Annotated in this window: 28 protein-coding genes; 9 read left to right on the top strand and 19 right to left on the bottom strand. The window is 63.4% G+C overall.

Annotated elements, in window-relative coordinates; translation table 11 throughout:
* Position 1 precedes the first annotated feature (1 nt).
* From C7I85_RS07540 to C7I85_RS07510, 7 genes are all read right to left on the bottom strand, one after another.
* Entirely contained in the window at positions 2–2,566 is a 2,565-nt protein-coding gene (locus C7I85_RS07540; RefSeq protein WP_106723350.1) for a sensor histidine kinase, read from the bottom strand.
* Positions 2,567–2,771: 205 nt separating this feature from the next.
* Positions 2,772–4,172, bottom strand: coding sequence for an adenosylhomocysteinase (ahcY, locus tag C7I85_RS07535; RefSeq protein ID WP_106723349.1), 1,401 nt, complete (start codon positions 4,170–4,172; stop codon positions 2,772–2,774).
* A 139-nt stretch (positions 4,173–4,311) separates the two neighbouring features.
* Positions 4,312–4,605, bottom strand: coding sequence for an HPr family phosphocarrier protein (locus C7I85_RS07530; protein ID WP_106723348.1), 294 nt, complete (start codon positions 4,603–4,605; stop codon positions 4,312–4,314).
* Positions 4,602–5,003 (bottom strand): PTS sugar transporter subunit IIA, encoded by a 402-nt coding sequence (locus tag C7I85_RS07525; protein ID WP_106723347.1) that lies wholly within the window; start codon positions 5,001–5,003, stop codon positions 4,602–4,604. Before C7I85_RS07525 ends, C7I85_RS07530 begins: the two co-directional genes overlap by 4 nt.
* A 169-nt stretch (positions 5,004–5,172) precedes the next feature.
* Complete coding sequence (locus tag C7I85_RS07520; RefSeq protein ID WP_106723346.1) at positions 5,173–5,619, bottom strand: HPr kinase/phosphorylase; 447 nt, start codon at positions 5,617–5,619, stop codon at positions 5,173–5,175.
* Between the two features lie 5 nt (positions 5,620–5,624).
* Positions 5,625–7,409, bottom strand: coding sequence for a sensor histidine kinase (locus C7I85_RS07515; RefSeq protein ID WP_106723345.1), 1,785 nt, complete (start codon positions 7,407–7,409; stop codon positions 5,625–5,627).
* Between the two features lie 69 nt (positions 7,410–7,478).
* Complete coding sequence (locus C7I85_RS07510) at positions 7,479–8,180, bottom strand: response regulator transcription factor (protein WP_106723344.1); 702 nt, start codon at positions 8,178–8,180, stop codon at positions 7,479–7,481.
* Positions 8,181–8,549: 369 nt separating this feature from the next.
* On the opposite strand from C7I85_RS07510, the gene C7I85_RS07505 reads away from it, so the two are divergent.
* From C7I85_RS07505 to C7I85_RS07495, 3 genes are all read left to right on the top strand, one after another.
* Complete coding sequence (locus C7I85_RS07505; RefSeq protein ID WP_106723343.1) at positions 8,550–10,160, top strand: phosphoenolpyruvate carboxykinase; 1,611 nt, start codon at positions 8,550–8,552, stop codon at positions 10,158–10,160.
* Between the two features lie 141 nt (positions 10,161–10,301).
* Positions 10,302–10,739, top strand: a complete 438-nt coding sequence (arfB, locus tag C7I85_RS07500) for an alternative ribosome rescue aminoacyl-tRNA hydrolase ArfB (RefSeq protein ID WP_106723342.1) — start codon at positions 10,302–10,304, stop codon at positions 10,737–10,739.
* A 164-nt stretch (positions 10,740–10,903) separates the two neighbouring features.
* Positions 10,904–11,524, top strand: a complete 621-nt coding sequence (locus C7I85_RS07495; protein WP_106723341.1) for an alpha-ketoglutarate-dependent dioxygenase AlkB family protein — start codon at positions 10,904–10,906, stop codon at positions 11,522–11,524.
* A 3-nt stretch (positions 11,525–11,527) separates the two neighbouring features.
* Here C7I85_RS07495 and coaA read toward each other — a convergent pair whose 3' ends face one another.
* From coaA to hisB, 8 genes are read right to left on the bottom strand one after another with little or no spacing between them, the layout of a single operon-like run.
* Positions 11,528–12,484, bottom strand: a complete 957-nt coding sequence (gene coaA / locus C7I85_RS07490; RefSeq protein ID WP_106723340.1) for a type I pantothenate kinase — start codon at positions 12,482–12,484, stop codon at positions 11,528–11,530.
* A gap of 19 nt (positions 12,485–12,503) precedes the next feature.
* A complete protein-coding gene (locus C7I85_RS07485) occupies positions 12,504–12,827 on the bottom strand; it encodes a phosphoribosyl-ATP diphosphatase (protein WP_106723339.1) in 324 nt (107 codons plus the stop codon).
* Between the two features lie 28 nt (positions 12,828–12,855).
* On the bottom strand, positions 12,856–13,641 hold the full coding sequence (gene hisF, locus C7I85_RS07480; RefSeq protein ID WP_106723338.1) for an imidazole glycerol phosphate synthase subunit HisF: 786 nt from the start codon (positions 13,639–13,641) through the stop codon (positions 12,856–12,858).
* Positions 13,638–14,402 carry a 1-(5-phosphoribosyl)-5-[(5-phosphoribosylamino)methylideneamino]imidazole-4-carboxamide isomerase gene (hisA, locus tag C7I85_RS07475; RefSeq protein WP_106723337.1) on the bottom strand — a complete coding sequence of 255 codons (765 nt, stop codon included), beginning with the start codon at positions 14,400–14,402 and terminating at the stop codon, positions 13,638–13,640. The genes hisF and hisA overlap by 4 nt, the downstream gene beginning before the upstream one ends.
* Positions 14,403–14,406: 4 nt before the next feature.
* The gene (locus C7I85_RS07470; protein WP_106723336.1) at positions 14,407–14,697 is read right to left on the bottom strand and encodes a DUF1330 domain-containing protein; all 291 of its coding nucleotides are present in this window, start codon (positions 14,695–14,697) and stop codon (positions 14,407–14,409) included.
* Complete coding sequence (hisH, locus tag C7I85_RS07465; protein ID WP_106723335.1) at positions 14,694–15,344, bottom strand: imidazole glycerol phosphate synthase subunit HisH; 651 nt, start codon at positions 15,342–15,344, stop codon at positions 14,694–14,696. Before hisH ends, C7I85_RS07470 begins: the two co-directional genes overlap by 4 nt.
* A 2-nt stretch (positions 15,345–15,346) precedes the next feature.
* Complete coding sequence (locus tag C7I85_RS07460; RefSeq protein ID WP_106723334.1) at positions 15,347–15,838, bottom strand: DUF2628 domain-containing protein; 492 nt, start codon at positions 15,836–15,838, stop codon at positions 15,347–15,349.
* A gap of 5 nt (positions 15,839–15,843) precedes the next feature.
* Positions 15,844–16,443, bottom strand: coding sequence for an imidazoleglycerol-phosphate dehydratase HisB (hisB, locus tag C7I85_RS07455; RefSeq protein ID WP_106723333.1), 600 nt, complete (start codon positions 16,441–16,443; stop codon positions 15,844–15,846).
* 196 nt (positions 16,444–16,639) lie between these two features.
* On the opposite strand from hisB, the gene hslV reads away from it, so the two are divergent.
* The 5 genes from hslV to C7I85_RS07430 all read left to right on the top strand — a co-directional run bounded on the left by hslV (position 16,640) and on the right by C7I85_RS07430 (position 20,684).
* On the top strand, positions 16,640–17,188 hold the full coding sequence (hslV, locus tag C7I85_RS07450) for an ATP-dependent protease subunit HslV (protein ID WP_106723332.1): 549 nt from the start codon (positions 16,640–16,642) through the stop codon (positions 17,186–17,188).
* Position 17,189: 1 nt separating this feature from the next.
* The gene (locus tag C7I85_RS07445; RefSeq protein ID WP_106723331.1) at positions 17,190–17,699 is read left to right on the top strand and encodes a GNAT family N-acetyltransferase; all 510 of its coding nucleotides are present in this window, start codon (positions 17,190–17,192) and stop codon (positions 17,697–17,699) included.
* The gene (locus C7I85_RS07440) at positions 17,696–18,292 is read left to right on the top strand and encodes a DUF2585 domain-containing protein (protein WP_106723330.1); all 597 of its coding nucleotides are present in this window, start codon (positions 17,696–17,698) and stop codon (positions 18,290–18,292) included. Before C7I85_RS07445 ends, C7I85_RS07440 begins: the two co-directional genes overlap by 4 nt.
* A 4-nt stretch (positions 18,293–18,296) precedes the next feature.
* A complete protein-coding gene (gene hslU, locus C7I85_RS07435) occupies positions 18,297–19,607 on the top strand; it encodes an ATP-dependent protease ATPase subunit HslU (RefSeq protein ID WP_106723329.1) in 1,311 nt (436 codons plus the stop codon).
* 117 nt (positions 19,608–19,724) lie between these two features.
* Positions 19,725–20,684 (top strand): DUF1402 family protein, encoded by a 960-nt coding sequence (locus tag C7I85_RS07430; protein WP_106723328.1) that lies wholly within the window; start codon positions 19,725–19,727, stop codon positions 20,682–20,684.
* Between the two features lie 19 nt (positions 20,685–20,703).
* On the opposite strand, the gene C7I85_RS07425 is transcribed toward C7I85_RS07430, so the two are convergent.
* The 4 genes from C7I85_RS07425 to C7I85_RS07410 are packed head-to-tail and all read right to left on the bottom strand — an operon-like array spanning position 20,704 to position 23,428.
* Positions 20,704–21,072, bottom strand: coding sequence for a helix-turn-helix domain-containing protein (locus tag C7I85_RS07425; protein ID WP_106723327.1), 369 nt, complete (start codon positions 21,070–21,072; stop codon positions 20,704–20,706).
* A complete protein-coding gene (locus tag C7I85_RS07420; RefSeq protein WP_106723326.1) occupies positions 21,069–21,611 on the bottom strand; it encodes a Smr/MutS family protein in 543 nt (180 codons plus the stop codon). Before C7I85_RS07420 ends, C7I85_RS07425 begins: the two co-directional genes overlap by 4 nt.
* Positions 21,608–22,705 (bottom strand): murein transglycosylase A, encoded by a 1,098-nt coding sequence (gene mltA, locus C7I85_RS07415; RefSeq protein WP_106723325.1) that lies wholly within the window; start codon positions 22,703–22,705, stop codon positions 21,608–21,610. The genes C7I85_RS07420 and mltA overlap by 4 nt, the downstream gene beginning before the upstream one ends.
* A 21-nt stretch (positions 22,706–22,726) precedes the next feature.
* Entirely contained in the window at positions 22,727–23,428 is a 702-nt protein-coding gene (locus tag C7I85_RS07410; RefSeq protein WP_106723585.1) for a Tim44/TimA family putative adaptor protein, read from the bottom strand.
* Positions 23,429–23,601: 173 nt separating this feature from the next.
* On the opposite strand from C7I85_RS07410, the gene C7I85_RS07405 reads away from it, so the two are divergent.
* Positions 23,602–24,123, top strand: coding sequence for an FxsA family protein (locus C7I85_RS07405; protein WP_245444842.1), 522 nt, complete (start codon positions 23,602–23,604; stop codon positions 24,121–24,123).
* Positions 24,124–24,228 lie beyond the last annotated feature (105 nt).

The raw sequence follows: 24,228 nt of genomic DNA, 5'->3' as shown, positions 1-24,228 counted from the left end.
GCTACTCCGCCGCCTGGCGAACGCCGGTCGGCGTGTTGGGGAACAGGCAGATCACGGTTGTGCCGCGATCCGTCCCGGTTTCGATACGCACCGAGCCGCCATGCAGCTCCACAAAGCTCTTCACCACCGACAGGCCGAGGCCCGCCCCGCGCCGCCGCCCGCCATTGGCGCGCTGCTCGAAGCGGCGGAAGACGGTGTCGAGGATTTCCGGCGGCATGCCGGGGCCGTCATCATGCACGGCGAATTCGACGCCCTGCGCCGTCTGCCGGCAGGTGAGCTGAATGGTGCTCGCCTCCGGCGCATAGTTGGCGGCGTTGCTCAGCAGATTGTAGAGTATCTGGCGGACGCGGATCTCGTCGCCATGAAAGCTTATCGGCGCCTGGCTGGCATCGACGGAAAGGCGGATGCCATGCTCCTCGAGCCGGTCAGCGACCAGTTCGGCTGCGGCGGCTATGGTCTGGTCGATGCGCACCTCGGCGACCTCCAGCTCCATGATACCAGCATCTACCGTAGCAAGGTCGAGAATGTCGTTGACGATGGTCAAAAGCACCGAGGACGACGAGCCGATATGCTCCAGATATTCGCGCTGGCGCGACGTCAGCGCCCCGGTGGTCGGCAGCGCCAAGAGCTCAGTGAAGCCGATGATATTGGTGAGCGGCGAACGTAGTTCATAGGAAACGTGCTGGACGAAATCGTTCTTGAGCTGGTCGGCACGCTCCAGCGCCTCGTTCTTGTCCTTGAGCGCGCGGGCGACATTGACGCTGTCGGTGACGTCGACAAAGGTGATCATCACCTGCCCGTTCGGCAGATGGATCACGGCGTAGCGCAGCACGGTGCCGTTGCTGAGCTCGGTCTGACCGCGGCCGTCGCGGCGCTCCTCGTCGAAGCCGGTGACGGCAGCCACGAAATGCGCCCATGGGCTTTCCTTCGCCAGCGTATCGCACTGGGCGCGGATGACCGAGATGTGGACATTGGCGCGCACCAGCTCCGGCGACAGCCCCCAAAGGCTGACAAAGGCCGGATTGGACAGGCGGACGCGCCCGTCCGGGCCGAACACGGCCACACCCTCGGTGAGGTTGTCGAGCGTCTCGCCCTGCACGCGCACGGCGGCATTGTAGCGGCTTTCGAGATTGATCCGCTCGGTCAGGTTCTCGAACACCCAGGTCACGCCGCCCTTGGGCTGCGGATTGCCGATGACGCGCAGGGTGCGGCCATCGGGCAAATGCCACCAATGCTCCTGCGACTCGACCGCGCGATAGGCGGCAAGCAGGTTTTCCTTCCAGCGCCGCCATTCCGGTTGCTCGGCCAGCTTGCTCTCGCTGCGCAGGCGGTCGAGCAGCAGCGCATTGTCGGGCGCGCTGTCGAGGAAGCCCACGTCGAGGTCCCACAGCTTCTGGAACGCCTGGTTGAAGAAGCGCAGCTTCTGCTGCTCGTCGAAGATGGCCACCGCCGTCGTCAGCTGGTCGAGCGTGTCGGCATGGCTGCGCACGGCGCGCTCATATTCCTCGCGGCTGGCTTCCACGCCGCTCATGTCGACGGCGATGCCGGCCGAGCCCTCGGCGCTGGCGAAATCGCTCACCGCGAACATGCGGCGGTCGCCGCCGATCACGGTCGACAGCGTCTGTTCGAAGACCGGATGGGCTGCATGATGCTGCGCGATCGTCTCGCGCGCTGGCGTGCCCAAAAACTCCTTGCCGTCGCGCAGCACTGCTTCCGGCGTCGCTGCCTCTACGGCCTCGGCATAGGCGCGGTTCACCCAGCGCAGCCGGCCATCGGAACCGCGTAGCCAGAACGGCATCTTCAGCGCGTCGACGAGGCCGATCATGTTGTCGTAGTCGGCGGCCAGCCGCTGGTTGTCGAGCTTCAGGCGCGCCCGCTCGCGCTGCGTATCGGATAGAGAGATGAAGCGCACTAGCGTATGCGAAGGCGTCTTGCGGCCCTGCACTTCCAGCGGCGCCGAGGTGTGCGTCTCCACGACGAGATCGAACTGGGCGCCCTTTTCGCGCAGCCCGGCCACGGCGCGGTCAAGTGCTGCCGCCGAGCGTGGCGTCAGCCAGCGGCCAAAGGCCAGGAATGCAGCGCGGTCTTCCGGCGCGGCTGTTTCGGCCGGCAGCGCGCCGATCAATTCGGGTTTCTGCCTGTCGGCCCAGATAACGATGCGCTGGTCGCGCAGGCTGAGCAGGGCATCGGAGCGCTGCAGCGAGGCATTCAGGTCGCCGATGCGGGTGCGCAGCTCGATGTTCTCGGCAGCAATGCGGCCACGCTCGCGGATGAGCGCCACGGCCGAAAGCAGGGCCGCGCCCATCACGCCGACGAAAACGGCCAGCTGCATGACATCGACCGCACCAACCGGCAGGCTGGCGGAAGCAGCGATTGCGGACTCCTCTGCCCGCGCAAGGCCTGCAAGGCTGATACCGCCCAGAGACGTGGCAGCCAGCAGAACCCGCTTCAGCGATCGCGCAGAAAAGCCCATCCGCCAGGCCTTCGCCTTGGGGCTTTTCTCGTTCGAATCCCTGTGGCCGCCGGAAACGGCCTTTCCCACCAGCAGCGGGTTATCGCCCGGCATGTCTTGTTCCTCTCCGCCGCCGCCTGAATGCAAGACCGCCTCGATGTCAGCCCCTCGCGTCCCGCCCCCGGAGCACGAAACGTCGCGAATCACGAAGACAATACCCCCTGGTCGAATCCTCGTGAAGAAGCTGCAGCGGCAAAAAGAAAGCCGGGCGAAACATCAATCGCCCGGCCTCAACATGTAGTATATTTGTGTGTTCAGATCAGTATCTGTAGTGCTCAGGCTTGAACGGACCCTGCGGCGTCACGCCGATATAGGAGGCCTGTTCGTTCGAAAGCTCGGTCAGCTTGGCGCCGAGCTTGTCGAGATGCAGGCGGGCGACCTTTTCATCGAGGTGCTTGGGCAGAACATAGACCTCGTTCTTGTACTGGTTGCCCTTGGTGAAGAGCTCCATCTGGGCCAGCACCTGGTTGGTGAAGGAAGCCGACATCACGAAGCTCGGATGGCCGGTGGCGTTGCCGAGGTTGAGCAGGCGGCCTTCCGACAAAAGGATCATGCGCTTGCCGCCCGGGAAGGTGATCATGTCGACCTGCGGCTTGACATTGGTCCACTTCAGATTGCGAAGCGCGGCGACCTGGATCTCGTTGTCGAAGTGGCCGATGTTGCCGACGATGACCATGTCCTTCATCGCCCGCATGTGGTCGAGGGTCACGACATCCTTGTTGCCAGTCGTCGTGATGACGATGTCGGCGGTCGGGGCAGCGTCCTCGAGCGTGACGACCTCAAAACCGTCCATGGCGGCCTGAAGGGCGCAGATCGGGTCGACTTCGGTGACCTTGACGCGCGCGCCGGCACCCTTGAGCGAGGCGGCCGAGCCCTTGCCGACGTCGCCATAGCCGCAGACGACGGCGACCTTCCCGGCCATCATGACGTCGGTGCCGCGGCGGATGCCGTCGACCAGCGATTCCTTGCAGCCATACTTGTTGTCGAACTTCGACTTGGTGACGCTGTCGTTGACGTTGATCGCCGGGAAGGGAAGCAGGCCCTTCTTCTGCAGCTGGTAGAGGCGGTTGACGCCGGTGGTGGTTTCCTCGGTCACGCCGCGGATCGCCTCGCGCTGCTTGGTGAAGAAGCCCGGCGTTTCGGCCATGCGCTTCTTGATCTGCGCGAACAGGATCTCTTCCTCCTCGCTGCCCGGCTTGGACAGAACGTCCTCGCCGGCTTCGGCGCGGGCGCCGAGCAGGATGTACATGGTGGCGTCGCCGCCATCATCGAGGATCATGTTCGAGGTGCCGCCATCGGCCCACTGGAAGATCTTGTCGGTGTACTGCCAGTATTCCTCAAGGGTTTCGCCCTTGACGGCATAGACCGGGATGCCGGCCTCGGCGATCGCCGCCGCGGCGTGGTCCTGCGTCGAAAAGATGTTGCACGAGGCCCAGCGGAGCTCGGCGCCGAGCGCCTTCAGCGTCTCGATGAGCACCGCCGTCTGGATGGTCATGTGCAGCGAGCCGGTGATGCGCGCGCCCTTCAGCGGCTGCTTCTCGCCGAATTCCTCGCGGCAGGCCATCAGGCCGGGCATTTCGGTTTCGGCGATTTCGATTTCCTTGCGGCCCCAGCCGGCAAGCGAAAGATCGGCGACGACGTAGTCCTTGTTACCAGACATGGCTGTGCTCCGGTGTGCGGGTTTATGGACGCGCCCCCACAAGAGCTGCGCCATCATGCCGGCTGACTAGCAGATCGCCGGCCGAACGACAATGGGATATAAAGAAATCTTTATTCGTGCATATCCTCAGCGAGGATAGTCACATCTCCTCGCCGAAGCGGTCGGCGACCAGTTCCTCGAGCGCGTCGACGACTTCCTTGGCGTCGGGGCCATTGGCCGTGACATGGATGCTGCAACCGGGGCTGGCAGCCAGCATCATCAGCCCCATGATCGACGTGCCGCCGGCCTTCATGCCGTCCTTCTCGACCACGACGGAGGCCTGATAGCCGCCCGCCACCTGGACGAATTTGGCGGAAGCGCGCGCATGCAGGCCGCGCTGGTTGATGATGCGAAGTTCGCGGGTGACCGTGCCGTCTGCGGAGAGATCACTCATTTGCTGCTCAGAAGCTGGCTGGCGACATTGATATATTTGCGACCAGCCGCCTGGGCTTCGTCAAGAGCCAGGCTCATGTCGTCGCTCTTGCGCACGCTGCTCAGCTTGATCAGCATCGGCAGGTTCATGCCGGCGATCACCTCGACGCGGCCGGCTTCCATCACCGAAATCGCGAGATTGGAGGGCGTGCCGCCGAACATGTCGGTGAGCACCACGACGCCGCTTCCGGTGTCGGTCCTGGCCACCGCCTCGACGATATCCCGGCGGCGCTGTTCCATGTCGTCGTCCGGACCGATGGCGATGGTCTCGAAATAATCCTGGGGTCCGACCACGTGCTCTACGGCGTTGCGGAACTCCGCGGCCAGCTGACCGTGCGTTACGAGCACGAGTCCGATCATTATTCTTTGGCTCCCGTCATGGCCTATTCACGAGCGCATCCCCGCGCCCGTCTTGCCCTTTTGCTGGACAGAGGAGCGCTATCTTGTCGACGCGGGTGGCGTTTACAAGCCCTAAAACGCTTTGGCCAAGGCCATTTTGCCGCATAGTGTGACCTATTCTCGACTCGTCTCAGCCGAAAGGCGGCAAAGAAAGCCGGGTGGCGATTGCCGCAAGCGCCGGCTCCACCTCGCGCTCGCGCACGGCCAGAAGCGGCAGCGAGCAGCCGGCGACGTTCTCGAAAGCCTCGTCGGGAAGGCGTTCTACTTCGTGCTTGGGCATGCACCGTACGGCGAGGTCGATCACGGCCGCTGGCTCGAAGGCGACCTTGCTCGGCCCGACGCCATGCACTTCCGCAAGTCCGCTTATCGTGGCGGGCGCTCGGCACAGCAGGCGGCCGTTCCTCACCGAAACCAGCACCTGATCGTCGGCAACCAGCCGCGCTAGGCGACCCTCGCCGCCAAAGCGCGACAGCAGGGCCAGCGCCAGCGTGCTCTTGCCCGAACCGGAAGGACCGAGGATCAGAAGGCCGCGATCGCCGATCACAAGCGCTGTGCCATGCAGGTTTGGCGCAGCCACGTCGGTCAGTTCTCGGTCGGCAGGGTCATGACGAAACGCGCGCCCTTGATGTCGCCGGGCTTCACGCCTGCGATGTTCTCGGCCGTCAGCGTGCCGCCATGCGCCTCGACGATCTGGCGGCTGATGGACAGGCCGAGGCCCGAGTTCTGGCCGAAGGCCTCGCTCGACGGGCGGTCGGTGTAGAAGCGCTCGAAGATGCGGTCGATATTGTCGGCGCGGATGCCCGGGCCGTTGTCTTCCACGGTGATGATGTTGAACTTGCCGGCCCGCTCCAGCGTAATCGTGATGTGGCCGGTGTGCTCGGGCACGAAGGAGCGCGCGTTTTCGATCAGGTTGGTGATGACCTGGCCGATACGCAGATCGTGGCCCGAGGTGTAAAAGCCCTTCGCGCCCTGCGGCAGCTTTTCGGCCCTGAACTCGATCTCGACCTTGCGCTTGTGGCGGCCGACGTCCTGAGACACGGCGACGAGATCGCCGATCAGCTTCTTCAGGTCGACCTTGGTGGAATCCTCGCGAACCAATTCGGCATCGAGGCGGGAGGCATCGGAAATGTCGGTGATCAGGCGGTCGAGACGCCTCACGTCGTGCTGGATGATCTCCATCAGCCGGCTGCGTGAAGCGTCGGTCTTGGCCAGCGGCAATGTCTCGACCGCGCTGCGCAGCGAAGTCAGCGGGTTCTTCAGCTCGTGGCTGACGTCGGCGGCGAAGCTTTCGATGGCCTCGATGCGCGAATAGAGCGAATTGGTCATGTCGCGCACAGCGACAGAGAGATTGCCGATCTCGTCCTGGCGATCGGAAAAGTCCGGGATTTCCTCGCGGTTCTTGATGCCGCGGCGCACCCGCACCGCCGCCGCCGAAAGCCGACGCAACGGATTGGCGATGGTCGAGGCGAGCAACATGGACAGGATCGCCATCACCAGTGCCGCGATACCGAAGACGCGCAGGATCGCTTTGCGCTCGGCGGCGACGATCTTGTCGATGTCGCCGCCTTCCGTCGACAGCATCAGCACGCCGAGAACGGCGCGGAAACGCTGGATGGGAACGGCGACCGAAACGATCTGCTCGCCCTGCTCGCTGATGCGCACCACCGTGGAGGGGCTGCCCGTCAGCGCGCTCATGACTTCCGGGAATGCGGCGCCATTGCCGCCGGGCTGTTCCTTGTAGACCGGCAGTTCGTTGCTGCGGAACAGGTCGAAGACGTACTTCTCGATCTTCTCCACCGTGCTCGGATCTTCCTCGGCCACCGGCGGCAGGTCGTAGCGGAGGATCTGGCCGCGCGAATAGAGGTGGCGCGAGTCCAAAAGCAGGTTGGCGTCGCGGTCATAGATGCGCGCGCGGGTGCGGGTCGGAGAGATCAGCCGCCGCAGAACGGGGGCGACGCGCTCGGGATTGATCGGGAAATCGAGACTGTCGAGCTGATCGGAGCCTGGGCCGAGGCTCTCGCCGGCCTGCAGCTCGAGCAGCTTTTCGGGGTCGATGCTGATGGAATCGGTTTCGACGGTTGCCGAACCCGCGATCGCGCCGGCGATGATCTCGCCCTGCGTCATCAGGCTTTCGACGCGGGCGTCGATCAGCCCATCGCGGAAAGTGTTGAGATAGAGGATGCCGGCAACCAGAACCGCAAGCCCGGCCAGGTTGAGGAACAGGATGCGGCGCGTGAGGCTCGAAAAGACGTGGTGGCCCAGGAAGCGCCTGAGCGGCACGGTGACCTTCGACAGAAACGCTGGAACCGGCGCACGCAGTCTGCGCGAGGCCTCCAACGGTTTCTTCAGATCAATCTCCATGGCCATTCAGGCACAAACCCCTGGAGCCCCAATATCGCCGAGGGCATCGGCCGGCTCCGGCTTACTCGCTAGTGCCTACGCCTCTCGGAAGCGGTAGCCAACACCATACAGGGTTTCGATCATCTCGAAATCGTCGTCGACTGCCTTGAACTTCTTGCGCAGGCGCTTGATGTGGCTGTCGATGGTGCGGTCGTCAACATAAACTTGCTCATCATAGGCCGAATCCATCAGCGCATCACGACTTTTCACCACGCCGGGGCGCTGGGCAAGGGAATGCAGGATGAGGAATTCGGTGACCGTGAGCGTGACCGGCTCGCCCTTCCAGGTGCAGGTGTGGCGCTCCTGGTCCATCACCAGCTGGCCGCGTTCTAGCGAACGGGACTGCTGGCTGGGGGTCTTCGCGGCAGCATCGCGGGCACTCGCCCGGCGCAGCACTGCCTTCACGCGCTCGACCAGCAGGCGCTGCGAGAAGGGTTTGCGGATGAAATCGTCGGCGCCCATCTTGAGCCCGAACAGCTCGTCGATCTCGTCATCCTTCGAGGTCAGGAAGATGACCGGCAGATCGGTCTTCTGGCGCAGGCGACGCAGGAGTTCCATGCCATCCATGCGCGGCATCTTGATGTCGAGGATCGCCAGGTTCGGCGGACGCGCGGTCAGTCCCTCTAGCGCCGAGGCACCATCGGTATATGTCTCGACGCGATAGCCTTCGGATTCCAGTGCTATCGACACTGAAGTCAGAATGTTGCGGTCGTCGTCGACAAGCGCGATTGTTGCCATATCAAGCGGCTCCCTCATGGGCTTGTGTCCCTATCCTGTGGCGGAAAGGGGTATTGCAGGACAAATTGGGTACAAAATGTGGCATAGAAACCGGCCCTTGTCACAGGGCGCCTGCACTTTTCGGTTCAGCCCGGCGCTTCCGTCGCACCCACGCACAAGATAGGAAATTGCCTGCTTGCTGTGCAACCCTTGCCGTCCAGAAACAGTTTTAAACGATTTAAAAAATTTATAAAATCTTTAAATCGATTAATGATTTGAAATCGCTAATCTTTTCTGGTTCTGAGCGGCTTCGTCCTACATAATGAGGACATGTGACGTTCGGCGATCTGTCCGGGCACTGGCGACAATGCATATTGGAGGAAGCGCCGAATGAGTGAAATCGGCAAACGAAATCCGACCCATGGGCTCGACGAGAGCGGGCTGAAAACCTCGGGCACGGTCCATTACAACCTCGGCGCCGCCGACCTCTACGAAGAGGCAATTCGTCGCGGCGAAGCCAAGCTGACCGCCCATGGCGCGCTGGTTGCCGATACCGGCCAGTACACCGGCCGTTCGCCCAAGGACAAGTTCGTCGTCCGTGACGAGAACACCGAAGCCAATGTCTGGTGGGACAACAACAACGCCATGACGCGGGCTCAGTTCGATGCCCTGCATGCCGATTTCCTCGCCCATGCGGCCGAAAAAGATCTCTTCGTCCAGGACCTGATCGGCGGCGCGGATCGTTCTCTTAGCCTGCCGACGCGCGTCGTCACCGAATATGCCTGGCATTCGCTGTTCATCCGCAATCTGCTCATCCGCCCCGAAGCGGCCGAACTGGCCAGCTTCGTTCCCGAGATGACGATCATCGACCTGCCCTCCTTCCGCGCCGACACGGCGCGTCACGGCGGCCGCAGCGAAACGCTGATCGCCGTCGACCTGGCGCGCAAGATCGTGCTGATCGGCGGCACGAAATATGCCGGCGAGATGAAGAAGTCGGTCTTCACCGCGCTCAATTACATCCTGCCGGCCAAGGGCGTCATGCCGATGCACTGCTCGGCCAATGAAGGCCCCGACGGCGATGCCGCAGTCTTCTTCGGCCTCTCCGGCACCGGCAAGACCACGCTTTCGGCCGATCCCAAGCGCACGCTGATCGGTGACGACGAGCATGGCTGGGGCCCGGACGGCATCTTCAACTTCGAGGGCGGCTGCTACGCCAAGACGATCCGGCTCTCGGCCGAAGCCGAGCCCGAGATCTTCGCCACGACGCGGCGCTTCGGCACGGTGCTCGAGAACGTCATTCTCGACGAAAATCGCGTGCCCGATTTCGACGACGGCTCGCGCACCGAAAATACCCGCTGCGCCTACCCGCTGCACTATATCCCGAACGCCAGCGCCACCGGCCGCGCCGCGCATCCCAAGAACATCATCATGCTGACGGCCGACGCCTTCGGCGTGATGCCGCCGATCGCCAAGCTGACGCCGGCGCAGGCCATGTACCACTTCCTGTCGGGCTACACGGCCAAGGTTGCCGGCACCGAGCGTGGCGTGACCGAACCGGAAGCCACCTTCTCGACCTGCTTCGGCGCACCCTTCATGCCCCGGCATCCGTCGGAATACGGTAACCTGCTGCGCGAGTTGATCGCCGAGCACGGCGTCGACTGCTGGCTGGTGAACACCGGCTGGACCGGCGGCGCCTACGGCGTCGGCAAGCGCATGCCGATCAAGGCGACGCGCGCCCTGCTTTCGGCCGCTCTCGACGGCTCGCTGAACGATGCCGAGTTCCGCACTGACGCCAATTTCGGCTTTGCCGTGCCGGTGGCCGTGCCGGGCGTCGACACCGCAATCCTCGATCCGCGCTCGACCTGGGCCGATCGCGAAGCCTATGACCGCCAGGCGCGCAAGCTGGTCGGCATGTTCATCGACAATTTCGGCAAGTTCGAATCCCACGTCGATGCAACCGTGCTGGGTGCAGCACCGCGCATGCAGGACGCCGCCGAATAAAATTCTGGCAGGGACGGACGCGGAAAGGCCCGGCAAACGCCGGGCCTTTTCTTTTTCGGCGCCGCGCGGCATCAGTAGAGCTGTTTTTCGGGCATGATCTTGTCCGAAAAGTCTGCAACTTTTCGGGATCATGCCTAGCCCATGAATACGGACGAAAAGATCATCATCGCCAATGGCGTCGTCATCCACCCCGACGACATCGAGGAGAGCTTTATCCGCTCCTCCGGGCCCGGCGGCCAGAACGTCAACAAGGTGGCGACGGCGGTGCAATTGCGCTTCGATGCGGCAAACGCGCCCGGCCTGCCCGAGCGCGTGCGCGAGCGCACCATCAAGCTCGCCGGCCAAAAAGCTACAAAGGACGGTGTGATCGTCATCGAGGCCGGCCGCTATCGGACGCAGGAGCAGAACCGCGCCGATGCCCGCGCGCGCCTCACGACGCTGGTGGCCAAGGCGGCCGAGCCGCCGCCCCCGCCGCGCAAGAAGACAAAACACTCCAAGGGGGCGATCGAAAGGCGGTTGAAGACCAAGGCGGGACGGTCGACCGTGAAAAAGCTGCGCGGCCGGGTCGACAGCGACTAGCTGCAAAGGCAACTCACGACCCGACAGGTTTCGGGTGGCAACCGCGAGACATTGCTGCCATGCCGGTCCCTCGGTTGATAGCGACTGGCGCGAAGCCTGCCGATTTCATTTCGCCGGGCGCGATCGCCGACCTATCATCTTCAGGAACCGGATCGAAAGAGACCATGTTCGCCCTGCCGCCAGGCGTCAGACACATTCCCGGCTATCTCGACCGCCCCGCGCAGGAAGCACTGGTGGAGAACATCCGCGCGGTGGTGCAGGCAGCTCCGCTCTATCTGCCGACCATGCCCGGCACCGGCAAGGAGATGAGCGTGCGCATGACCAATTGCGGCGCGCTCGGCTGGGTGACGGACCGCGAGCGCGGCTATCGCTACCAGCCCACCCATCCCGAGACCGGCCTTCCCTGGCCGCCGATCCCGGAAACCCTGATGCGCATCTGGGATGAGGTGTCGGGCTATCCGCTGCCGCCGGAAGCCTGCCTGGTCAATTTCTACACTGACACCGCCAAAATGGGCCTGCACCAGGACCGCGACGAGGCTGAGCTCGCCGCGCCGGTGGTCTCTGTCTCGCTGGGCGATGCCTGCCTGTTCCGCGTCGGCGAGACGCGCCGCAGCGGCCCCACCGTTTCATTCCGCCTCGAAAGCGGCGACCTGGTGATCCTGGGCGGCGAAGGCCGGCTGAGCTATCACGGCGTCGACCGCATCTATCCGGCAACTTCGACGCTTCTGAAGAACGGCGGCCGGATCAATCTGACGCTGCGGCGGGTGACGAAACCTAATCTCTAAGCTTCACAGCTTCCTGAGCGCCACTTCCACGACGCGGTGATCCGGCCCCTTGCGTAGGATCAGATCGGCGCGGGGGCGCGTGGGCAGAATGTTTTCGCGCAGGTTCTTCAGGTTGATGTTGCTCCACAGCCCTTCGGCGATGGCGCGGGCGGCTTCTTCCGACAACTGCGAGTAGCGGTGGAAGAAGGATTCCGGATTGCGGAAGGCGGTTTCCCGGAGCCGCATGAAACGCTTGATATACCAGGCGTGGATGAGCTCTTCGTCGGCGTCGATATAGATCGAAAAATCAAAGAAATCAGACAGGAACGGCACGAACTTGCCGTCCTTCGGCAAGTCGCGCGGCTGCAGCACGTTGAGCCCCTCGAAGATCAGAATGTCGGGCCGATCGATGGTGATATATTCGCCGGGCATGACGTCATAGGTGAGATGTGAGTAGAGCGGCGCGCGCACGTCGCGCTCGCCCGATTTGATCGCGGACAAAAAGCGCAGCAGCGCGCCGACATCGTAGCTGTCGGGAAAGCCCTTGCGCTCCATCAGGTTCTCGCGGCGCAGCACCTCGTTGGGCAGAAGAAAACCGTCGGTGGTGACCAAATCGACCTTCGGCGTCGACGGCCAGCGCGCCAGAAGCTCCTTGAGGATGCGCGCCGTGGTCGACTTGCCGACCGCCACCGAACCGGCCATGCCGATAATATAGGGCGTCTTGGTCGCCTCGTCGCCGAAGAAGGCCTTGCGCTGCCGATACAGCAGCTGGCTCGCCTCGACATGGGCCGAAAGCAGCCTGGACATCGACAGGTAGATACGGCGCACTTCGTCCAGATCGATTGGATCATAGAGCGAACTCAGCCGCTGGACTTCGTCTTCCGACAGCGTCAGCGGCGTGTCGGCACGAAAGCCCGCCCATCGCTCCGCCGAGAAGAACCTGTAGGGTGAGTATTTTACGGTCGGAGCGAGTTGATCCATCGCCTACCCTCGTCCACGATCAGCCCTGGCTGCGCGATGCCTTTTCGGCGATGCCGGATTGGGCCGTCCGCCGCTCCAACTCCTTGAGCACGTCCGAGAAGGGCACGCCCGCGACCGCCAAAACGACGAGCAAATGATAAAGAAGATCGGCGCTTTCGGAAACGAGCTCCTTGGCATCGCCCTTGACCGCGGCGATGACGGTTTCCACCGCCTCCTCGCCGAGCTTCTTGGCCGCTCGCTCCATGCCGGACGCATAAAGCTTCGCGGTCCAGGAATCGGCATCGCCCGAGCGGGCGCGTTCGGCAACGATGCGTTCGAGATCGTTGAGGGAAAACCCGGTCATTCGCGTTCTTCGCGTTTCGGCGTCAAAATCACGCGGCGCTGTCGAGCCGCATCGGCAGACCTGCTTTTGCCATGTAGGCCTTGGCCTGCGCAATGGTGTAGGTGCCAAAATGGAAGATCGAGGCGGCCAGAACCGCGCTGGCATGACCATCGCGAATGCCCTCGACCAGATGATCCAGCGTGCCGACGCCACCCGAGGCGATGACCGGCGCACGCACGGCGTCGGAAATCGCGCGGGTCAGCGCGATGTCGTAGCCGGCCTTGGTGCCATCGCGGTCCATCGAGGTGAGCAAAATTTCGCCAGCGCCGAGATCGACGACTTTTTGAGCAAACTCGATCGCATCGATGCCGGTCTTTTCGCGGCCGCCATGCGTAAAGATTTCCCAGCGGTCGGCCTCGCCGGGTGTCGACACCTTCTTCGCGTCGATGGCCACGACGATGCACTGGTTGCCGAACTTGTCGGCGGCTTCGGCAACGAAATCCGGATTCTTCACCGCCGCCGTGTTGATCGACACCTTGTCGGCGCCAGCCAGAAGCAGCTTGCGGATGTCGGACACCTGGCGCACGCCGCCGCCAACCGTCAGCGGCATGAAGCATTGTTCGGCCGTGCGCGCGACCACGTCGAAGATGGTCTCGCGATTGTCCGACGAAGCGGTGATGTCGAGGAAGCAGAGCTCGTCGGCGCCGGCGGCATCATAGGCCCGCGCCGCCTCGACCGGATCGCCAGCATCGATCAGGTCGACGAAGTTGACGCCCTTGACGACACGGCCGTCCTTGACGTCCAGGCACGGAATTACGCGGGCTTTGAGGGTCATGGACGTTCCTCGAACAATGCGGGTTCGGGCTTGAGCTCGCCGCGCAAAATGGCCAGCGCCTCGGCAGGATCGATGCGGCCGTCATAAAGCGCGCGACCCGAGATCGCGCCTTCCAGCTTCTGCGCATCGGGCATGGTCATGCGTACGATGTCGGCGATGGAGGCCAAGCCACCCGAAGCGATGACCGGGATGGACACCGCCTCGGCAAGATCGATGGTGGAATTCCAGTTGATGCCGGCCAGCACGCCGTCGCGGTCGATGTCGGTGTAGATGATGGCCGCGACGCCCGCGCCCTCGAATTTTTTCGCAAGCTCGATGACGCCGAGGCTCGAGGCTTCGGCCCAACCCTCGACCGCCACCTTGCCGCTCTTGGCGTCGATGCCGACGGCGACCTCGCCGGGGAAGAGGCGGCAGGCTTCCTTGACCAGCTCAGGATCGCGCACCGCGACCGTGCCGAGGATGACGCGCGCCAGCCCCTTCTCCAGCCAGTTTTCGATATGGGCGAGGGTGCGGATGCCGCCGCCAAGCTGCACCGGGTTCTTCGTCGCCTTCAGGATCGCCTCGACCGCCGCGCCATTGACGCTCTCGCCGGCAAAGGCGCCGTTGAGATCGACCACATGCAGCCACGCAAAACCCTGTTCCTCGAAGGCCCTCGCCTGCGCGGCGGGATCGGTGTTGTAGACGGTCGCCTGCTCCATATCGCCGAGCTTCAGGCGCACGCACTGGCCGTCCTTGAGGTCGATGGCCGGGAAAAGAATCATTGGGCTAAACCCCTTCGACGATGGAAAAATGCGCGGTCGAGGCGGCAAGCCGATGCTTCAGCGCTTCCTGATATTCGGGTGAATTGTAGCAGGCCAGCGCCTGCTCGTAGCTTTCGAACTCGATGATGACGTGGCGCTGGCCGGTCGGTCCTTCGGGATCGTCATGCCGGCCGCCGCGCGCAAGAAAACGCGCGCCATATTTCTCGAAGGCCACCGCATTGGCCGCGACATAGCGCGGATAGACCTCCGGGTCGGTGATATCGACCATCGCGATCCAGTAGCCCTTCTTGGTCATGGCTTCCACCTCAGGAAATTGGCGATGAGAGCAAGGCCCAGCGCCTGGCTCTTTTCGGGATGGAACTGCGTGCCGGCGACATTGTCCTTCGCCACCGCCGCTGTGATCGGGCCGCCATAGTCGGCCTCGGCCAGAACGTCCTGCGGATTGGTCGCAGCAAGATGATAGGAGTGCACGAAATAGGCGTGCAGACCGCCCTCGCCCGTTTGGATTCCTTCGAACAGCGGGTGCGAATGTTTCACGTGAATCGTGTTCCACCCGATCTGCGGGATTTTCAGCGCCGGGTCGGCCGGCTGCATTTCCTTGACGTCGCCGGCAATCCAGCCGAGGCCATGCGTGATCGTCTTCTCAAGACCGCGCTCGGACATGAGCTGCATGCCGACGCAGATGCCGAGGAACGGACGGCCGTTCCTGACTGCGACCTCCTCGATCGCCTCGACCATGCCCGGCACGGCATCGAGGCCGGCGCGGCAGTCGGCATAGGCGCCGACGCCCGGCAGCACGATGCGGTCGGCGGTGCGGACCCGTTCGGCATCGGCTGTCAGCTCGATCTCGGCATTGATCCCGCTTTCACGCGAGGCGCGTTCGAACGCCTTGGTGGCCGAGCGCAGATTGCCCGAGCCGTAGTCGATGATGGCGACGCGCATGTTCAGGCCTTCCCTGGGTAGTGAAACAGACCAAGCGCCGGGCCTTGCTGCCTGGCGGGTGTTGCGGGCGGCTGCTGGCGCGACGTGTCCGCAAAGGGCAGAACCGCTTTCTCCACCTCCGCAGGCTCGGCTTCGGTCAGATAGCGGATTTCCGCCTCGCCCATATTGCGGCCTTCCACGACGCCCCATTCGCGCCAGCCGCGCCGGCGCAGTGCCGCAAGACGGAGCGCCGATCCTTCGAGCCCGACATAGAGCGAGACAAGGAATGACAGCAGCGAACCGGTCACGCCGAAGCCGGCAACCTCAGCCAGCGCGGTCAATGCCAGAGCGATCGCAAACGTAAGCGCAGCCTCGATCCAGAGCCGGTGCCACAGGAGCCAAAGCGGCGGCACGAGGAACGCGAGCAACGAAAAGCCGTCACGCACCAGAACCGCGCGCTCGGTTGCGGACCTGGCGCTTCCGAGCGGCGGCTCCATCACGACATAGATGGCCATCGGCGTCAGCCTTTCAGCGAACCCTTGGTTGAGGGGACCGCGTCGGGTTGGCGCGGGTCGGTTTCAAGCGCCATACGTAGTGCGCGCGCCACCGCCTTGAAGCAGGTCTCAGCGATGTGGTGATTGTTGGCGCCGTAATGGTTTGTCACATGCAGCGTGATGCCGGCGTTCTGCGCGAAAGCCTGGAAGAATTCGCGCACCAGTTCGGTGTCGAAGGTGCCGATCTTGGGCGCCGAGAAGCTGACGTTCCAGACCAGGAACGGACGGCCGGACACGTCGATGGCGGCCCGCGTCAGCGTCTCGTCCATGGCGAGGTCGATCGAGCTGTAGCGCATGATGCCGCGCCGGTCGCCCAGTGCCTTGGCCAGCGCCTGGCCGAGCGCGATGCCGGTATCCTCGACGGTGTGGTGGTCGTCGATGTGCAGGTCGCCCTTGGCGCGCACCTTCATGTCGATCAGCGAATGGCGCGACAGCTGGTCGAGCATATGATCGAAGAAGCCGACGCCGGTAGATATATCAGGCCGGCCGGCACCATCGATATCGATGGAAACGGCGATCTCGGTTTCCTTGGTCTTGCGGCTGACTTCGGCGGCGCGAGCGCTCATCGAGCTGATCCTTGCGATGTCTAAGAACGCGAGCCTTCTAACAGCATGGGCGCGCGATTTCCAGTTGCGTGACGGGTCTGCGACAGGGTGCGGCGCACGCCCTTTGCAATCGCACCGACCGGACATACATATGGTGCCAATATTCCTCGTACCGCGCCAATTGCCTCAAAGGGATAGCGCGAAATCGGAGCTTCATATGTCCAATGAATTGACGATGCACGCCACGACGATCGTGACCGTGCGCAAGGGCGGCAAGGTGGTGATCGCCGGCGACGGCCAGGTCAGCCTCGGCCAGACCATCATGAAGGGCAACGCCCGCAAGGTCCGCCGCCTCGGCAAGGGCAATGTGATCGCAGGTTTTGCCGGTGCAACGGCTGACGCCTTCACCCTGCTCGAACGCCTCGAAACGAAGCTCGAACAGTATCCGGACCAGCTGACGCGCGCCTGCGTCGAACTCGCCAAGGACTGGCGTACCGACCGTTACCTGCGCCGGCTGGAAGCGATGATGCTGGTGGCCGACAAGAACGTCTCTCTGGCGCTGACCGGCAATGGCGACGTGCTCGAACCCGAGAGCGGCGTGATGGCCATCGGCTCGGGCGGCAACTATGCACTGGCCGCGGCCCGCGCGCTGATCGACACCGACAAGGACGCCGAAGAGATCGCCCGCAAGGCGATGGAAATCGCCGCCGACATCTGCGTCTACACCAACCACAACTTCGTCATCGAAACGCTGGAAACCGCGTAACATGGCCCATGCCTACGGGTTCCGCCCGCTCACGGGCAAGGACATGCCCTTGCTCGCTCGCTGGCTCGCCGAGCCGCATGTCGCGGCCTGGTGGGGTGACAGGGAAACCGAGCTGAAAGGCATCGCCGAAAGCATCGACAGCATCTCCGTCGAGCCCTTCATTATGGAGCTGGACGGACGCCCGATCGGCTACATCCAGAGCTACGATCCGCACCTGGAGGACGAGAACCCCTACCAGGACCAGCCCACCGGCACGCTCGGCATCGACCAGTTCATCGGCGAGCCGGTGCTGGTCGGCAAGGGCCACGGCACTCAGCTCATCGCCGAGTTCGTGGAGATGCTGTTCGAAGAAGGCGCGCCTCGCGTCATCATCGATCCCGATCCGGCCAATGCAGTCGCGATCCGGGTCTATGAAAAGGTCGGCTTCCAGCCGCTCGGCCGCAGGCAGACCGAGCATGGCGAGGTTCTGCTGATGGCGATCGACAATGAGGAGGGGGACGACGAAGAATGAGCGCAACGAGCGCGACGGACAAAAGCTGGCAGATCTCGTGGCCGGTGGGCCTGGCCATCGCAGCCGGGCTGATCACCACGCAGGCGGTGATCCTCTATCTGATGGGGCGGACGCCGATCTGCGAATGCGGCTACGTGAAACTCTGGCACGGCATCGTCAACAGCTCGGAGAACTCGCAGCACATTGCCGACTGGTACACCTTCTCGCACATCATCCACGGCTTCCTGTTCTATCTGCTGGCGTGGCTGGTGCTGCCGGGGCGGTCGATCTGGCTGAGGCTTACGCTGGCCATGTTCATCGAAGGCGCCTGGGAGGTGCTGGAAAACAGCGACTTCATCATCAACCGCTACCGGGAAGGGACGATCTCGCTCGACTATTACGGCGACAGCATCGTCAATTCGGTGTCCGACACGCTGGCGATGGTACTGGGGTTTGTGATGGCCGCAAGGCTACCTATATGGTTGATCATAAGCCTCGCCGTCGTTTTCGAGATTGGCGTCGGCTACATCATCCGGGACAATCTAACGCTCAACGTGATCATGCTGCTGCATCCGTTCGAGTTCATCAAGCAGTGGCAAAACGGGTTGCAGTAGGATCATGAGTACCTTTTCCCCACGCGAAATCGTTTCGGAACTCGACCGCTACATCATCGGCCAGAAGGAAGCCAAGCGCGCCGTGGCAATTGCCCTGCGCAACCGCTGGCGCCGTCAGCAGCTGGAAGGCCAGATGCGCGAAGAGGTGATGCCGAAGAACATCCTGATGATCGGCCCCACCGGCGTCGGCAAGACCGAGATCTCGCGCCGCCTGGCCAAGCTCGCGAGCGCGCCCTTCGTCAAGGTCGAGGCGACCAAGTTCACCGAGGTCGGCTATGTCGGCCGCGACGTCGAGCAGATCGTGCGCGATCTGGTCGAGGCGGCAATCGGGCTGGTGCGCGAGAAGATGCGCGAGGACGTCAAGGCCCGCGCCCATCTCAACGCCGAGGAGCGCGTCCTGGAAGCGCTGGTTGGCAAGACCGCCAGCCCGGCCACCCGCGACTCCTTCCGCAAGAAGCTGCGCGACGGTGAGCTGGACGACAAGGAGATCGAGATCGAGGTCGCCGACACGGGCGGCCCGATCGGCGGTTTCGAGATCCCCGGCATGCCCGGCGCCAATATCGGCGTGATGAACATCGGCGACATGCTGTCGAAGGCGATGGGCGGCAACCGCACCAAGACGCGCAAGACGAGCGTCAAGGACTCCTACGCGCTCTTGATCGCCGACGAATCCGACAAGCTGCTCGACCAGGAAGAGGTGGTGCAGCGGGCGCTGGCCTCGGCGCAGGATGACGGCATCGTCTTCCTCGACGAGATCGACAAGATCGCGGCGCGTGACGGCGGCGTAGGCGCCGGCGTCTCCCGCGAGGGCGTGCAGCGCGACCTGCTGCCGCTGGTCGAAGGCACGACTGTGGCGACCAAATATGGGCCGGTGAAGACCGACCACATATTGTTCATCGCCTCGGGCGCGTTCCATGTGGCCAAGCCCTCCGACCTGTTGCCGGAGTTGCAGGGCCGCCTGCCGATCCGCGTCGAGCTGCGCGCGCTGGACAAGGACGACTTCCGCCGCATCCTGACCGAGACGGAAGCGAGCCTGATCAAGCAGTACATCGCGCTGATGGAGACCGAAGGCGTCAAGCTCGAGTTCACCGACGACGCGATCGACGCGCTGGCCGGCATCGCCGTCGAGCTCAACGACAGCGTCGAGAATATCGGCGCCCGTCGCCTGCAGACGGTGATGGAGCGGGTGCTCGACGAGATCTCCTACGACGCGCCCGATCGCTTCGGCACGACGATCACGATCGACGCCGATTATGTCCAGAAGCATGTCGGCAATCTGTCGCGCAACACCGATCTGTCGCGTTTCATCCTGTGATAAGGATTGACCACGCCCGCCGGCGTTGCCGGCGGGCGTGACACAAATGCACTCGACTCCACCGGTCGCATTTTTTAGTTTGCCGGCCCTATGACTTTCCCCCGGGTGCGGCAGCGCATGAAAAAACTCATTCTCTCGACCTTGGCCCTTACGCTTGCGGGCTGGTTCCAGCCGGCTGGCGCGACGACGCTCGTGCCGCCAGGCAACCGCAATGCGGAGCAGCCCGCCATTCCCGGCGCTTCCTCCCGGCGCACCAAGGCCAGCAACACGACGTTCGACGCCAAGTACCGCAAGGTCTATGCGCTTCTGAAGAACGACGCCAAGCTGCGCGCCAAGATCATCGAGACGGCCGCCGCCTACCACATCGACCCGATGCATATCGTGGGCGCCATCGTCGGCGAGCACACCTACAATGTCGACGCCTATGACCGGCTGCAGACCTACTACGTCAAGGCTGCCTCCTATCTCGGCAGCGGGCTGAGCTTCAGCTATGGCGGCGAGAATGTCCAAGACTTCGTCAAGCGGCCCGAATTCTCCGGCTGCGCCGACAAGGCCGACAGCTTTGATCTTTGGACGTGCCGCGAGGCGGTGTGGAACCACCAGTTCCGTGGCAAGACGGTGGGCGGCACCAGCTTTCCCGACGACCGCTTCAGCGCCACCTTCTTCCAGCCGCTCTATGCCGGCCAGACTTTTGGCATCGGCCAGCTCAATCCGCTGACCGCGCTCGAAGTGAGCGACATGGTGCACCGCATCTCCGGCCTGCCGAAGCTCGATGCCGGCCAGCCCAATCAGGTCTATGAGACGATCATGGACCCAGACCTGACGATCCCCTATGTGGCGGCGACGGTGAAAACCTCCATGGACGTCTATCGCGACATTGCCGGCTTCGACATTTCGGAAAATCCGGGCATCACCGCCACGCTCTACAATGTCGGCAATCCTGAAATCCGCGCGCATGCGCTGAAGCTCGAAAACGAGCGCCGCCAAACCGAGGGCCAGGAGCAAAAGCTACCCGAGGAAAATTACTACGGTTGGCTGGTCAACGAGAAACTGGCCGACCTGCGGGCGCTGTTTTAGCTGATCTTGTTCGCCAGTTTCAGCGCCGGCGCTTCTTCGCCTCGTCCAGCTGCGCGATCAGGCCGTTGATATCATCCTCGTCCAGCCGGCCGATGCAGCCGGCAAGCCGGTTCGCAAGAGCCGTCGCCGCCGGCGACAGGCCGGAGGTGTCGATCACCACGCGCGGATGCGAGGTTTCCGCCAGCAGCTGAAGCTCCTCGGCGTCGTCCCAGATGACGTTGAAATAGCCGATGATCTTCTGCAGCAGCGGCCAGGTCGGCGCGCCGCGCCGGCCATGCTCAAGTGCCGAAAGATAGGCCGGGCTGACGCCGATGGCGGCCGCCATCTCCTTCTGGCTAACGCCGCGCTCGCGCCGCAGCTGCCGCAGCTTTTCGCCGAGCGGGGTCATGGCCGCTGCACCGGGTGGCGGCGCAGCCGCACATAAAGCGCACCTGCCCCACCGTGATTACGCGCGGCATGATCGTGACTGCTGACGAGAATGCGGAACGGCGGCGTGGCCAGCCAGGCAGGCACAGCGCGCCGCAGCACCCCTTCCCCGCCCGAGGACGAGCCCTTGCCGGTGATCACCAGCACATAGCGCACCCCGCCGGCATAGGCGCGGTTGAGGAAGGACAGGAGCAGCGAATAGGCTTCCTCCTGCGTCAGTCCGTGCAGGTCGACCCGGCCTTCGATCGGCAGGCGCCCCTTGGCAAGCTTGTCATGCGTCGGCGCATCGAAGGACTGGGTAACAGTCTGCTTTGGCTTGGCCTTTGTCGGGGCCGGAGGTGTGGTGACGACCTTTTCCGCCATGGCCTGTTCCATGGTCATGGGCGGCTCGGGCGGCAATTCCACCGCCGCACGCCCCTTGAGCGGCTTGGCGGAGCGCGCAACGAGGCTCCAGAGGACGCGGTCTTCCTCGCTGAGCGACTTTTCCGAACGACCGCTCACCAGCCTGCTCCGTTTGCAAGGGCGCGGGGAATGAACGCAAAAAAGTCGGCCCTATTGCGCACCACGCCGGCAATCTCGCCCGCAGCGAAGCCGGACCCGGCGAACAGATCACCGCGCGCCGATCCGACGATTGCCGAGCCGGTGTCCTGCGCGATCAGCAGGCGACGGAAAGGCGCGTCGTCAAATGCCGTCAGCGTCGGAGCGTCGATAAAAAAGGGCGTGCCGAAGGTGTGGAGCAGGCGGTCGACCGCGACCGAGCGCCCGGGCGTCAGCGGCACTTTTGCCGCCGCGATGGGCCCGAGGTCCGGCTGCTCGACGGCCGCTTCGCGGAAGAAGATGTAGGAGCGGTTACGCCAGAGAATTTCGTTCACCCGCTGCGTATTGGCTTTGAACCATGCACGGATCGACTGCATGGTGACCTTTTCCAACGGGATTTCGCCCATTTCCACGAGCACGCCGCCCGGGCCGGTGAAACGCTGGCCGGATTTCGCGGCATAGGTCATCCGCCGCAACGAGCCATCCGTCATGTTGAGCCGTGCCGCGCCCTGGACGTGGACGAAAAAGGCGTCGACTGGGTCCGCCAGCCAGGCAATCTCCAGCCCCTGCCCCGCCAGAGCCCCCTGCTCGATCGCCGGCCGGTCGAAATATTCGACAAGGCCTTCCGACGTGCTGCGCGCAAATGCGAGATAGGGATCCATCCCTGCGGGACGGTTGCTATCGTCCACATCGACCAGATCGGCCGGCCGCGCCAGAAGCGGAACAGAAAATTTGTCGGTGCGGACGGGCGACGCCTCGACTTCCGGCTCATAGAAGCCGGTGACAAAACCTTTAGCGCCATCTTCGGGCGCAATCAGCGTCGGCACGAAATGCCGCTCGAAAAACGCCCGCGCATCCTGCTGTTGGGAAGCGCGGGCCTCGGCATAAGCGTCGACGAAGGCGGAAAATTCTACGCCCAGCGAACCGGTGCGGTAGGGCTTGCTCAGCACATGGAAAGCCGAACGGCGAAAGGCCGCATAGGCGCCGGACTGATCATCCGTGCGCCAGCCGGAAAGATCATCGAATGAAACGATGCGGAAAACAGGCGATAGCGCCACCGGCCGGCCCCCGCCCGAAAATCATTCTTCTTCTTCGGTCGCGACGAGCTTCCAGTTGGGGTCGCGCGAGCGGGCGTCGCGGGCAAAGGTCCACACGTCCTTGACCTCGGCCACCGTCTCGGGGTCGCCGTCGATCACCTCGCCGGACTTGTCGCGCGTGGCCGAAATAAGTTCGCTGACGATGCGCAGCGTGATGTGCGCCTCGTTGTTCTTCATCTCGGCCGAGACGATATCGGCCTTGTCGATGCCGACGAAGGACGACTGGATCTTTTCCGAACGGGCCTCGCGCTCGGAGATCGCCGCGACGAAACCGTCATAGACCTCGCGCGAAAGCAGGTTCTTGAGGGTTTTGCGGTCGCCGTCGGCATAGGCCATGACGATCATCTCGTAGGCCATCTTGGCGCCTTCGACGAAGCCCTTGGGGTCGAAGCTCGGATCGGCATCCTTGATCGCGCGCAGGCCCTTGTTCAGCTCGGTGTCGGGCTGGGCGAAAGTGTCGATGGCCGCATAGGCCTCGTCATTGTCGGCGCGCTTGCGCGGCAGCGAAACGACGTTGTCGGATTTCGCGGTCGCAGAATCCTTGTTCTGGGTCCGGCCGGCCGTATAGGGATCGAAAGGCGGGCGTTCGTTGCCAGTGCGCCGACCGAGCACGTTGCGCAGCTGGAAGAAGATCACCACGGCCGCGATAAGAAAGAACAGTGTGCCGAAGTCGAAGAATTCCATATCTGTCGCCATCCAATCTCTATTCTTCGGCTACGTCGACCCGGCGTTTTCCGCGTTCCGTCGCCTTCCGCGCCTCAATCCATGCATATAGAACGCATGCGGCCATCATTCAAATCAAAGGCCTGCATACCTATCTAACGTACAATGTGCCAGCATCGATGCTGGGCATTTTGATGCAACCCAACTCAGGCAGGTTCGTGCGCGCTTCGTCCATACCCTTCTTCATCCTGCTGCTCCCTCTCATCGAGATCGCTGGATTCATAATCGTCGGGCGGCAGATCGGGGTGTTTCCAACGCTGGCGCTGGCGGTCGCGACGAGCATTGCCGGCGGCATGTTGCTGAAACATCAAGGTTTTGGCGTGATGACCCGCATCCGCAACGAGGTTGCGGCGGGCCGCGACCCCAGCCGCGAGCTCGCCCATGGCGTGATGGTGCTGCTGGCCGGCATCCTGCTTTTGCTGCCTGGTTTCTTCACCGACATCATCGGCATCCTGCTGTTTCTGCCGCCCGTTCGCGATCTTGGCTGGAACTTCCTGCGCCGCCGCGTCGATTTTACCGTCGACTATGGCGGCATGGGCGGTTTTTCGCGCAAGTCTGGCCGCGGCAAGACGATCGACCTCGACGAAGAGGACTATTCGAGGCGCCCCGGCCCGCAAAACCCGCACTCGCCCTGGAAGCAGATCGGCGACGAATGAGAGGAAATCGGGCCTGACGCGGCAAAACCTTGTCTTGATTCCAAGGCCATGCTAGCCAACGCACGTTTTCAACGCCGGCCGCCGGGCGGCTGAACCAAAGAGGAA

Source organism: Pseudaminobacter soli (ex Li et al. 2025) (genome assembly GCF_003012705.1).
Taxonomy (GTDB): domain Bacteria; phylum Pseudomonadota; class Alphaproteobacteria; order Rhizobiales; family Rhizobiaceae; genus Pseudaminobacter; species Pseudaminobacter soli.
Note: the sequence above shows the minus strand (reverse complement) of the source record. Positions and strands in the feature narration are given on the sequence as shown.